Source organism: Streptomyces sp. NH27, from assembly GCF_056859195.1.
In genome coordinates this window covers 1-10,205 of sequence record NZ_JACEGK010000284.1, presented here as the reverse complement: position 1 = coordinate 10,205, position 10,205 = coordinate 1, and the positions used below count along the sequence as shown (strand labels likewise).

Here is a 10,205-nt window from a genome sequence, read left to right as displayed (position 1 = left end):
CCGGACGGAGTGCGGGAACGGTACCGCGCCCGGGCCGGTGTTCCGTGGCTACGACGCCGCGGGTGGCGTGAAGGTGACCTCCACCCGGCGGTTCTCGCTGCGACCGCTCTCGCTGGAATTGTCGGCGATCGGGTACTGCTCGCCGTAGCCGCGGACCTGGAAGGTGTGGGCCGGGTCGCCCAGTGTCGCCAACTGTGCGGCCAGCACGTTGTACACGGCGGTGGCCCGCTGCTTCGACAGCACGTCGCCGTGCGCGCTGCTGCCCAGGTTGTCGGTGAACCCGAAGACACGGATGGGTGAGGTGACGTGCTGCGCGTTGATGTCGCCCGCGATCGCCTGGATACGGGACTTCGCGGTCGACGAGAGCTTCGCGCTGTCCTTCGTGAACAGCACCTCGGCCTGCAGGGCATACGTCACCGTCGTGTTCGACGTCTCCTGCCGCTCCTCCGGCTGGCTCGCGGACACCGAGCCCTGGTCGGTCACCGACACGATGTCCAGCACCTTCGGCGGGGCCAGCGTGGCGCCCTCCGGGAGTTTCAGGTCCGGCGACTTCGGGTCGATCTGCACGGGGGCGCTGGGCGTGGGCTCGCCCGCGCTCGGCGGCGGGTTCGGGTCTGCGCCGGCGGGGACGGCGCAGACGAGGACGAGCGCGGCAGCGGCGGAGGCGCCGGCCACGGCGACGGCCCGACGGGGGTGGGGTGTACGGATCCGGGTCACGGCGGGGTCACCCCTCGGAGATGGAGATCTTGGCGGGGGGCATGGTGGGGAGTTCGAACTCGACGGAGGTGGTGGATTCGGGTGGGGAGGGGAACTGGGCGAAGAAGGGGCGGGAAGCGTTCGGGTCGATGTCTTCCAGGCCCATAGTGCACAGGCACCGGCCGTCCGTGTCCCGCAGCACGTAGTAGCGCTTTTTCCCGGCTTCGTCGACGAGGACCGCACCCGCAACGGAGGCGCCCGACGCCACAAGGGCGGTCTCATTACCGCGGAAGTCATTGGCGTCGAAGATCTCGGAGCTGCCGTTGGTCAGCACACCCTGCACGGTGACAAAGCCGTCCGCGTCACGCACAGCGGAGTTGATGGTGATCGAGATCCCTTGGGCACCCTTGATCTGCGCCAGCACCTGCGTCGGAGTCGCGGACGGTGAACTGCCTTTCACTCCCGGGGTGTTCTGGTCGGATGCGCTCGCCGAAGCGGAGGGCTTGTCGTCGGCCTTCTTGCCGCCGCCTCCCCCACCGCAACCCGCCAGCGTGATGGCGGCGACGACCACACAGGCCACTGCGGTCGTCGCCCTGCGCGCGTATGCCATCGTTCCCCGTTCCCTCGCTGCTCGTTCAGTGGTCACTTGGTCAGGCGGACCGAGTAGAAGTCCGACAGGTCCAGTGTGAAGTCGTTCGCCTTCGGGTTGATCGCGAGCGAACCGTTGTCACAGCTGAACTTGAGGATGTCCCCGTCCTTGGATCCGAGACTGCACCGAGGTTCGACCACGGCGGTCGCGGTCGCCTGCGCGTGCGTGCTCTTGGTGCTGTCGATCACCGAGTTGCCGATGGCACCCGTGGTGGTCACGGTGATGGTGTATCCCGGTTTGCCGGACAGCGGGACGCAGTCATCGACGGTCGCGTGGTTTGCGTCGGCGTAGTCGGAGGCGGCTCCACACGCGCCTTGGTCATCCAGGCCGGCGCTGTCGAGCAGCCGGCCGAGCGCCGTGACGTCGTCGCCCTTCAGGGCAGCGAGGAACGCGACCTGCACTTCGTCGCGGTTCTGGCGAGCCGCCGCGAGTGCGGCCGCATCCGCCGCCGTCTGTGCTCCGTTGCGGGTCACCGCCGCCTGGCCGACGGCGAAGTACGCGAAGGCCAGGAAGAAGAGCGCGCCGATGGCGACGATGTAGATGCCGACCGTCTGACCACGGTCATCACGCAGCAGTCCTACTTGCCGCCGTTCGAAATCCGGTTGATGGCCTTGGTGATTGCGCTCTTGATCTTGTCGCCGATATCCGTCGTCCCCGCCAGCACCCCGATGATCACCGCGATCACCACCGCGATCCCGAGGTATTCGAAGGACGTCTGGCCGCGGTCCGAGCGGGTCGCCGTGCGGGCGGCCAGGCGGGCGGTCAGACGGTCCGTGCGGGTGCGGAGCCAGACCTCGGCGTCCGTGTAGTGCTGGAGAACCCACCTGTTCACGATTGCTCGCCCCATTCCTGATCACCTGGCTCCTGGTCACGGCGGCCGGTTCCGGCCGGTCGGGCTCGGGGGGCACGGCGCACCGCCTTTCGCTGGTTCTGCTGCTCGTTCCGGGCCATCCGGCGCCCTCTGAGCCAGCATGACGCGAACTCACGCTGTGTCGTACCCCGTTCACGCAAAACAACCGGTTCACCCGCCCCCGAAGAGGTCACCGAAGTGAATCTGGGAGCCGATGATCGTGCCCGAGATGAGCAGGATCATGGTGGCCGGGACGAGCAGGATCGTGATCACGCCCGTCGCACGCGGGACCATGCGGGCCGCGCGGCGGCGGGCGTTCTGCGCCTCGGTGCGGCGCATGTCCGTGGCGATCTGGAGGAGTGTACGGGCGATGGGCGCACCGAGTTCCTCGCCCTGCTGGAGCGCGGTGACGAACTGCCCCACCTGGTCGCTGCGGTTGCGCTTGCGGAGCTGGTCGAAGGCGTCGCGGCGGCTGACCCCGACGTCCATCTGCCGCAGGGTGACCCGGACTTCGTCTGACCAGGGGCCCTGGTACACGGAGTTGACGCGTTCGAGTGCCTGGCGGAAGCCGAGCCCGGCGCTGACCACGACCGCGAGCACGTCGAGGAAGTCCGGCAGGGTGCGCTCGATGTCGTCGCGGCGGCGGCGGACCGCGAGCCAGATGCCGAGGTCGGCCCACCACCAGGCGTAGCCGAGCAGGAGGAGCGCGAGGAACCAGTTGCCGCGGCTGAACAGGGCCAGGGCGGCGAGGCCGCCGAGGAAGCCGTAGACGGCGCGGCGGGCGGCGTAGCGCTCGACGGTGAGGCCGTAGGGGTGACCGGCATGGTCGATGCGGGCGCGCATCTTGGCGATCCGGGCCGGGCCCATCATCCGCAGCACCATGGGTGCCCAGCGCATGCCGACCCGGTCGATGGCGTTGCCGGTGCGGGTGGTGCGGGTGCGGCCGACTTCGAGGGCGAGCGCGAGGTCGTCGGGGAGTTTCGTGTCCGCGCGCAGCAGGCCGACGCCGTACACGACGCCGGTCACGGCGGCTGCGAGGAGGACGGCCAGGCCGAGTTCGATCATGAGCATCGCGGCAGGCTCCTCACACGTCGGTGCACATGTCGGTGCACCCGTCGATGCACTCGTCGGTGCATACGCTGATTCCTACGTCGATCCGTACGTCGATTCATACGTCGATCCGGGACATCCGGCGGATGAGCGCGAACCCGACGACGTACAGGGCCAGGGCGACCAGGACGCAGATCCGGCCGATGCCGGAGCCGGTCATGGCGCTGAGCGAGCCGGGCATGATGCGGTTGAGCAGCAGCAGCGAGCCGATGCCGATCACCGGGACCGCGTAGGCGGTGACGGTGACCTGGGACATCTGGGTGCGGATCTCGCGGCGGGTCTCCTTGCGCTCCTCCAGGGTGACGGTGAGGTTGCGCAGGGACTCCACGACGGAGCCGCCGGCCCGGCTGGACAGCACCAGGGTGGATACCAGGACGACCAACTCGCGGCTGGGCAGGCGCTGCTGGAGTTCGCCGAGGGCGTCCTCGACGGAGTGGCCGACGGCCATGGCGTCGGCGACCTGCTTCAACTCCTCGCCGGCGGGCGCCTCCAGCTCTTCCGCGGCCATGGAGACCGCGGTGCGCAGGGCCAGGCCGGCCTGGGTGGCGTTGGCCAGCACCCGGGCGAGTTCGGGGAGTTGGGCGATGAAGCGTTCGGTGCGCACCCGGCGGCGCCAGGCGAGGAAGGAGAAGCCGGCCCAGCCGGCGATGATGGCGGCGATCGGGCCGAAGAACGGGGCGAGCAGGGTCGCGGCGACGATCCAGGCGGCGGCGATGACGCCGGTCACGGCGGCGGTGAACTGGCCCGGGGTGAGGTTGGTGCCGGTGGCGGCGAGCCGTCCGGCCAGCCGGCGGCCCCAGGCGTAGCGGCGTACCCGGCGGTCGAGCGCGGCGAAGGCGGGCCGCCGGACGCCGTCGTCGCCGAAGTCGCCGGCGAGGCGTTCGACCAGCGCGGCTCGGTCGGCGCGGCCTCCCCACCAGGCGTGCAGGCCCCAGACGCCGAAGGCGAGCGCGACGGTGGCGACGCCGAGCACGAGCAGCGGGTAGGGCCCGGAGGCGAACTGGGTGCTGGCGAACTGGGTACTCGCGAGGGTCACTTCGCCTCCCGGCTGTCGAGTTCGAGTTCGGTGGCGCCGACGCCGTACGCGGCGGGTATGTGCTCGCCGGACAGGTAGAGGCGGTCGCCGATCTCGTGGGGCAGCGGGTGGTGTTCGTACCAGCCGCGGACGATGCGGTCGACGCCGAGGGGTTCGGCGCGGAAGCGGGTGGCGGAGGTGAGCCGGAAGGTGTCGCGGCCGCGGGAGGAGAGCACCGCGATCTCGGTGATGCGGCGGGTGCCGTCGACGTGCCGTTGGAGCTGGACCAGTACGTCCACCGCGGAGTTGATCTGGTCGCGCAGTGCCTCGAAGGGGATCTTGACCTCGCTCATGGAGGCGAGGGTCTGCAGCCGCAGGACGGCGTCCTCGGCGGAGTTGGCGTGCACGGTGGCGAGGGAGCCGTCGTGGCCGGTGGACATCGCCTGGAGCATGTCGAGGGTCTCGCCGCCGCGGACCTCGCCGACGATGATGCGGTCGGGGCGCATCCGCAGGGAGTTGCGGACCAGGTCGCGGATGGTGATGCGGCCCTCGCCCTCGACGTTCGGCGGGCGGGACTCCAGCCGGATCACGTGCTCCTGCTGGAGTTGGAGTTCGGCGGCGTCCTCGACGGTGATGATCCGCTCGCCGTCGGGGATCAGCCCGGACAGCGCGTTGAGCAGGGTGGTCTTGCCGGAGCCGGTGCCGCCGCTGACGATGATGTTGCACTTGGCGCGGACGAACGCGGAGAGCAGGAGCAGCATGTGCTCGTCGAGGGTGCCCAGGCCGATGAGTTCCTGGAGGGTGTAGGCGCGCGGGAAGCGGCGGATGGTCAGGGTGGGGCCGGTCAGCGACAGCGGTGGGATGATGACGTTGACGCGCTCGCCGGACGGCAGGCGGGCGTCGACCATCGGATTGGACTCGTCCACACGGCGGTTGACGGTGGAGACGATGCGCTCGATGGTCTGCAGGAGTTGGTCGGCGGAGGAGAAGCGGGCCGGGACGAGTTCGACCCGGCCGCCGCGTTCGACGTAGATCCGGTCCGGGCCGTTGACCATGATCTCGGTGACGGAGGGGTCCTCCAGCAGCGGTTCGAGGATGCCGAGGCCGAGCGCCTCGTCGACCACCCGGCGGATCAGCGCGGCGCGTTCGGCGCTGGAGAGCACCGGGCCCTCGCGGCTGATGATGTGGCCGAGGACGCGTTCGAGCCGGGCCCGGCGCTCGGCGGCGGCGAGCGCGGACATCTCGGCGAGGTCGATCTCCTGGAGCAGCTTGGCCCGGTAGACGGCCACGAGGTGGCCTTCCTGGGTCTGCGGGGTGGCCTCTTCGACGGCGATGCGGGCACGCAGGCTCATGGCGTCCAGTCCTCCTTCGGCATGGTCGCGTCGCGGTGCACCGGCCCGAAGAGGTGCACGCCGGGCAGTACGGACGGGATGTGTACGGTCGCGCGCGCGGTGACCTTGTCGGCGGCGTTCACCGGCCAGCTGATGTCCGGGTTCACCCACCCGCTGACCGCGTCCCGGCCCGCCTGGGTCCCGGGTCCGGTGCCGCCCTGCGGGCCGGCCAGTGCGGCCGTCCGGGCGGCGGTCCGCGCCGCGGTGCCCGCCTGCGAGCCGCAGTAGGCGGCGATCCCGAGCTGGATGCCCGCGAGCGCGATGAGCAGCAGGAAGGGCAGCATGCCGAGGTACTCCAGCGATGCCTGCCCGGCCGAGCGCCGCCCGCGGACCCGCGCGCCGTACCGCCCACCGGCCCGCTCGCGCCGCGTCCTCACGGGGTGGTCCGCTCGCCGGAGGTCTCGTCCACGGTGCTGGCGTGGCCGTGGACGGTGACGGGGAAGTCGATGGCGCCGGGGAACAGGACGGGAACCTTGAGGCCGAGGGTGACGGAGACCTGGCCGTCACGGGGGTGGTCGACGGTCGGGCCCTGCATGTCGGAGGCCCAGGCGCCGGGGAGATCGCCGGCGGCGGCGGCGTGGTAGTCGGCGCCGACGGCCGCGGCGCGGGCGGCCTGGTCGGCGGCGTTGCCCGCGAGGGTGAAGGTGTAGCCGGCCAGCACGGCCTGCCAGACGAGGATGAGGGTGATCAGGATGACCGGGGTCATGCCCAGCGTCTCCAGGGTGACCTGGCCGCGGTCGCGGTCGGCCCGCCGCAGCCGCTTCCCGGACCGTCCGGCCGGCGGCGTCGCCCCGGTGATCAGGCCCAACTCCCCTGCCAGCGACCAGATTCCGCTCCGTACGGCGGAGCGCGCGTCGAGGTCGTGCAGGCGTCCCGCGTCGATGACGGGCTGGAGCTCGCGGAAGCCGGCCGGGATGGCGGACTCGGCGATCCTGGTACCGGCGATCCGGCCGATCAGTGAGGGCTGGATCTCGCTGCCCCGGGTGTGCCGGTTGACCGCGGCGGTGGTGTCCTGGGGTTTACGGATCTGCAGCCGGTCCCACATCCGCACCAACCGCTTGGCGGCGCGCACGGCGACGACATCGGGGGTGGTGATCAGCACGGCGGTGTCGGCGGTCTCGACGGCGACGGCGTTGGCGCTGGTGACCTGGGTGCCGCAGTCGACGATCACCACTTCGTACCGCTGCCGCAGGGCGGTCAGCACCAGGCGGGCGGCGCGGTCGGTGACGTCCTCGCCGCGCTCGCCGTCGGCGGGGGCGAGCAGCAGCGCGAGCCCGGACTCGTGGACGTACATCGCGTCGTTCAGGACCCGTGAGGAGACGTCGGCGATGTCGGCCAGGTCGGCGATGGAGCGGCGGAACTGGACGTCGAGGTAGGAGGCGACGTCGCCGCCTTGCAGATCGAGGTCCACCAGGGCGGTGGAGCGGCCCGACGTGTGTGCGGCCAGGGCGAGTTGGACGGCGGTGACGGTGGTGCCGACCCCGCCCTTGGCGCCGGCCACCGCGACCAGGGTGCCGCCGGCGACGGCGGGCAGCGCGGCCCGGCCCGGTGCGAGGTGGCGGCGCACCCCGTCCGCCCAGGACGCGGCGGCCTCCACCCGGGCGCCCAACTCGTCGTAGGCGAGCGGCATTCCGATCACGCCGCGGGCGCCGGAGTTCATCGCGGACGCCAGCATCGAGGGGCTCGGGTCGGCGGTGAGCAGCACCACGCCGACGGCGGGGAAGCGCAGCGCCACGTCCCGCACCAGGTCGAGCGCGGGCATCGGCCCGATCAGGTCGTGGATGACGACGACTTCGGGCAGTTCGTCGACACCCCCCTCGGCGGCACGGGCGAGGGCTTCGAGCAGCGCGACGGAGTTGGGCAGGGCGGGTGCCGGTTCGGCGCCCGGGAGTTGGCCGAGCAGCCCGACCAGCGCGCGGGCGGCGTCGGCGTCAGCGGTGCCGGCGAGGATGCGTACGGTCATCTCGGCCCTCCCCGGCCCGGTCGGCGGCCCGGCCTCGTACGGGAGCGGTCCGGCCTCGTACGAGAGTAACGCCACCTGGTACTGGAGCAGTTCGGACTCCTACGGGAGCGGTGCACGCCGCGTCCCGTGTCCGCGCCCGGCCCAACAGCGCCCGGCCCAAAGGCGCCCGACCGCATTACGTCCGGCCTCATCGCGCGGCTCCGGACGCGGGCGACGCCGACGTGTCGCCGGACAGGGTGTAGGTGCGGTCACCGGCCGGGGGCCCCGCGGTGTCGCCCGGGGCGACCAGGGCGAGCCGGACGTGTTCGGCGAACGACTCGGCGTAGGCGACGCGTTGGGCGTCCTCGGCGTCGAGCGCGAAGGTGATCGGGACGCCCTCCTCGGACACCCGCTGCGCGTCCTCGTTCTTGTCGAACGCCTTGATCTGGCCGACGTCGAGGACCTGCGCGCCGGCCACGATGATCTTCGAGACGTCGGGGTCGGTGTCCTTGCGGCCGGTGAAGGTGGCGAAGATGTTCACCCGGGCGCCGGGGGTGATCTTGCCCGCCACACCGGTCTCCGCGTCGATCATGATGGCGATCTCCATCTGCCCGGGCTTGAGTTCGGGCCGGGCGGCGACCATGTCGGACTCCAGCAGCGAGCCCTTCTTCAGCGGCACCGCGGCGATCTTCCCCTGGAACTCGCCGAGGTCGCGCACGGCGGTGTCCGGCAGCCACCGCTTCGGCATCGATATCCGGTGCACCTTGGAGGAGTCCAGCGCGGTGTACGCGGGCACGTCGGCGGACAGTTCGTACGCCGTCACCTTCTGGCCCACCTGGGACCGGGCGTTGCTGACGACGGCGAGCACCCCGGCGAAGGCGGCCACCGCGCAGACCACGGAGACCACCAGGAGGACGACGCCACGGCGCTGACGTGAGTTCATGTGCGGGTGGACCTATCGCTTGTGGGGTTCGAGTTGGGGGCGGCGCGGCGTCTCGACCGCGCGTCCCGACGGACGGGCGGCGTGCTTGGCCGGGTTGCCGCGCTCGTTGATCCGGGTGGCGCAGAACAGGCACTGGTCGCCGATGACTTCGAGCCCGCACCAGGTGCAGGTGTCGCGCCGCACCGAGGTGACGAGCTGGTAGAGCATGCCGACGTCGGCGATGTACGCGGTGAACTCGACCAGCCGTGAAGTGCCCCACCAGCGGGCCGAGTCGGGCGGCAGCGGCACCTCGCGCAGGTGCTGGGTGTGCCAGCCGGCGGCGAGCGGACCGGCCACCCAGCCGGGGTCGAGGCCGTTGCCGGCCACCGCGAGCTGCGTCTGGTAGCCGGGCCCGGGCGGCACATGCGCCGCGTCGGCCTCGGCCAGATACGGCTCCGGGTGCGCGACCACCGCGAAGTGCCGCCCGGGCAGCAGGGACTTGACGTGACTGCCGACGCTCACCGGCACCCGGTCCAGCTTGCCGACCGACGCGAGCAGCGCACCGGAGTGCAGGTAGTACGAGAGCAGGCGGGCGGCGCCGGCCAGCACGCCGGGGCCGAGGTCGGTGCCGGACAGCTGCCGTAACTGCTCGCCGAGCAAAGTGCGGGCCAGCGGCGGCAGGGCCAGCGGCACGATCGCGATCCGGTCGCCCTCCAGCGCGGAGCGAACCGTGTGCATCCGGCGCCGGGCGGGGTCGTCGGACTCGGCGGCGGCGAGCGCGATCAGGTGGCCGTGCATGTCCAGCGCGGTGGAGGTGCGCACCACCTGCTCCTCCAGCGGGAGCGCGAGGTCGTCCGCGGTCACCGTGATGACACTCGGCATGCGGCACCCCTCCCCATCTGCGCGCGGCGGTCCGGGTCGAGCGGGGTCCGCCTGGCCGTACGCGGTCGTCAGCTTATCGATGTGTAGCGAGTTGGGCGCGGAATGTCGCGGATCGAACGAGGTGAACGACCGGTGTCCACCAGAGGTCTTGACAACCGGATTGGTCTGGACCAACTTTCTCCCTACTACGTGTGTCCATGCCATCCATGGGCACCCGGGTCACCCGCACACCCCACCACCCCCCAACTCCTTGCCCCCAGGAGGCAGTCGTGGAACGTGCATCGCGCGCGAATCAAGCGAGCCATGCGAAGTCGAGAGCAACTCTCAAGCGCCGGCTGATCGCCGGGCTGAGTGCCGCCGCCGTGATCGGCTCGGGCGTCGCCCTGGTCACGGAGGGCGCCGCCTCCGCCGCCACCACCAACCTGGTGGCCAACTCCGGCTTCGAGAGCGGCCTTTCGGGCTGGACCTGTACGGCCGGCAGCGGCGCGGCCGTCTCCACCCCGGTGCACTCCGGGTCGGGCGCCCTCAAGGCCACCCCGTCCGGCAGCGATACCGCGCAGTGCCAGCAGACCATCAGCGTGCAGCCCAACTCCGCCTACACGCTGAGCGCGTGGGTGCAGGGGTCGTACGTCTACCTCGGCGCGACCGGCACCGGCGGCACCGACCCGTCCACCTGGACGCCGAGCGCCTCCTCCTACTCCCAGCTCAGCGTCGACTTCACCACCGGCGCGAGCACCACCTCGGTGAC

At 71.4% G+C, this 10,205-nt stretch carries 12 protein-coding genes; 1 reads left to right on the top strand and 11 read right to left on the bottom strand.

The genetic code is table 11. The annotated features are described in order from the left end of the window. Positions 1-48 precede the first annotated feature (48 nt). The 11 genes from AC13HU_RS22335 to AC13HU_RS22285 all read right to left on the bottom strand — a co-directional run bounded on the left by AC13HU_RS22335 (position 49) and on the right by AC13HU_RS22285 (position 9,457). The gene (locus AC13HU_RS22335; protein WP_483043701.1) at positions 49-717 is read right to left on the bottom strand and encodes an OmpA family protein; all 669 of its coding nucleotides are present in this window, start codon (positions 715-717) and stop codon (positions 49-51) included. A 7-nt stretch (positions 718-724) separates the two neighbouring features. Further along, positions 725-1,306, bottom strand: a complete 582-nt coding sequence (locus AC13HU_RS22330; RefSeq protein WP_483043700.1) for a hypothetical protein — start codon at positions 1,304-1,306, stop codon at positions 725-727. Positions 1,307-1,338: 32 nt separating this feature from the next. Beyond that, positions 1,339-1,887 carry a pilus assembly protein TadG-related protein gene (locus AC13HU_RS22325; RefSeq protein ID WP_483043704.1) on the bottom strand — a complete coding sequence of 183 codons (549 nt, stop codon included), beginning with the start codon at positions 1,885-1,887 and terminating at the stop codon, positions 1,339-1,341. Positions 1,888-1,922: 35 nt separating this feature from the next. Continuing rightward, positions 1,923-2,177, bottom strand: coding sequence for a hypothetical protein (locus AC13HU_RS22320; protein WP_402447510.1), 255 nt, complete (start codon positions 2,175-2,177; stop codon positions 1,923-1,925). A 189-nt stretch (positions 2,178-2,366) separates the two neighbouring features. Continuing rightward, positions 2,367-3,260 (bottom strand): DUF5936 domain-containing protein, encoded by an 894-nt coding sequence (locus AC13HU_RS22315; protein WP_483043703.1) that lies wholly within the window; start codon positions 3,258-3,260, stop codon positions 2,367-2,369. Between the two features lie 103 nt (positions 3,261-3,363). Continuing rightward, positions 3,364-4,341 (bottom strand): type II secretion system F family protein, encoded by a 978-nt coding sequence (locus AC13HU_RS22310; RefSeq protein ID WP_483043699.1) that lies wholly within the window; start codon positions 4,339-4,341, stop codon positions 3,364-3,366. Further along, a complete protein-coding gene (locus AC13HU_RS22305; protein ID WP_483043698.1) occupies positions 4,338-5,672 on the bottom strand; it encodes a TadA family conjugal transfer-associated ATPase in 1,335 nt (444 codons plus the stop codon). The genes AC13HU_RS22310 and AC13HU_RS22305 overlap by 4 nt, the downstream gene beginning before the upstream one ends. Then, on the bottom strand, positions 5,669-6,088 hold the full coding sequence (locus AC13HU_RS22300; RefSeq protein WP_483043697.1) for a TadE/TadG family type IV pilus assembly protein: 420 nt from the start codon (positions 6,086-6,088) through the stop codon (positions 5,669-5,671). The genes AC13HU_RS22305 and AC13HU_RS22300 overlap by 4 nt, the downstream gene beginning before the upstream one ends. Beyond that, entirely contained in the window at positions 6,085-7,674 is a 1,590-nt protein-coding gene (locus tag AC13HU_RS22295; RefSeq protein ID WP_483043696.1) for a CpaE/TadZ family protein, read from the bottom strand. Before AC13HU_RS22295 ends, AC13HU_RS22300 begins: the two co-directional genes overlap by 4 nt. A 187-nt stretch (positions 7,675-7,861) precedes the next feature. Then, positions 7,862-8,596 (bottom strand): Flp pilus assembly protein CpaB, encoded by a 735-nt coding sequence (gene cpaB, locus AC13HU_RS22290; RefSeq protein ID WP_483043695.1) that lies wholly within the window; start codon positions 8,594-8,596, stop codon positions 7,862-7,864. 12 nt (positions 8,597-8,608) lie between these two features. Beyond that, positions 8,609-9,457 (bottom strand): hypothetical protein, encoded by an 849-nt coding sequence (locus tag AC13HU_RS22285; RefSeq protein ID WP_483043694.1) that lies wholly within the window; start codon positions 9,455-9,457, stop codon positions 8,609-8,611. A 347-nt stretch (positions 9,458-9,804) separates the two neighbouring features. Here AC13HU_RS22285 and AC13HU_RS22280 point away from each other — a divergent pair. Beyond that, on the top strand, positions 9,805-10,205 hold a 401-nt coding region (locus tag AC13HU_RS22280), incomplete at its 3' end, for a carbohydrate binding domain-containing protein (RefSeq protein ID WP_483043702.1).